We start from the raw sequence: 1224 nt of genomic DNA, 5'->3' as shown, positions 1-1224 counted from the left end.
CCCCGGGGCCGCGGCCGCCGCGACGAGGCGGGCCAAGCCGTAGGCCAGGGCGAAGGCGAACAGCGGATAGCTGTCGAGGAAGAACCCGTAGGCGCGCGGCGCCAGCCAATCCGGCAGGTCGGAGCGCTGGCTGAGGCCCGTGGCCGCGACGAGGCCGAGGGCGAGTAGCGCCGCCACCACGGGGGCGGCGGCGGCAACACTGGAATTCCGCATCGAACCGTCCCCCCGGACCGCGGCCGCTAGACGAAACGCGACCGCTACTTGGCTTCGTAGTGGTCGCGCACCAGCCGGTCGAGCAGGCGCACGCCCCAGCCGGCGCCCCAGCTCTTGTTGATCTCGCTGGCGGTGGAGGACATGCCGACGCCGGCGATGTCGAGATGCGCCCACGGCACGTCGTTGACGTAGCGCTTGATGAAGGCCGCCGCCGTCGCGGCGCCGCCATGACGGCCGCCGGTGTTCTTCATGTCGGCGAACTTCGAGTCGATCGCCTTGTCGTAGGCCGGGATCAGCGGCATCCGCCAGACCTTCTCGCCCACCACCTCGCCGGCGGCGTGGATCCGGCCGGCGAGCTCGTCGTCGTTCGAGAACAGGCCGGCGATGTCCTGGCCGAGCGCGACGATGATCGCGCCGGTCAGCGTCGCGAGGTCGATCATGAACTTCGGCTTGTAGGCGCCCTGCACGTGCCAGATCACGTCGGCGAGGACGAGGCGGCCTTCCGCGTCGGTGTTGATGACCTCGATGGTCTGGCCCGACATCGAGGTCACAATGTCGGACGGGCGGTAGGAGGCGCCGTCGGGCATGTTCTCGACGATGCCGATGGCGCCGACGACGTTGACCTTCGCCTTGCGGGTGGCCAGCGCGTGCAGGGTGCCGACGACGGCGGCCGCCCCGCCCATGTCGCCCTTCATGTCCTCCATGCCGCCGGCGGACTTGATCGAGATGCCGCCGGAATCGAACACGACGCCCTTGCCGATGAAGGCGACCGGTGCCTCGCCGGCGGGGCCGCCGTTCCAGCGCATCACCACGACGCGCGGCTCGTGCACCGAGCCCTGCGCCACGGCGAGCAGCGCGCCCATGCCGAGTTCGCGCATGCGGGCCGGCTCCAGCACCTCGACCTCGACGCCGAGCTTGGTCAGCTCGGAGGCGCGGCGGGCGAACTCCTCCGGGGTGAGGACGTTCGGCGGCTCGTTGATCAGGTCGCGGGCGAGCGTCACGCCCTCGGCG

At 71.2% G+C, this 1224-nt stretch carries 1 protein-coding gene and 1 pseudogene; both read right to left on the bottom strand.

What is annotated here, in order from left to right; all coding sequences use genetic code 11:
- Positions 1-213 (bottom strand): annotated as a pseudogene (locus tag FV222_RS26605) (hypothetical protein); the annotation flags it as partial.
- 44 nt (positions 214-257) lie between these two features.
- On the bottom strand, positions 258-1224 hold a 967-nt coding region (locus FV222_RS26600; RefSeq protein WP_147816124.1), incomplete at its 5' end, for a leucyl aminopeptidase.

This window comes from Methylobacterium sp. WL103, from assembly GCF_008039885.1.
GTDB lineage: Bacteria > Pseudomonadota > Alphaproteobacteria > Rhizobiales > Beijerinckiaceae > Methylobacterium > Methylobacterium cerastii.
This window is presented reverse-complemented; position numbering and strand designations above follow the sequence as displayed.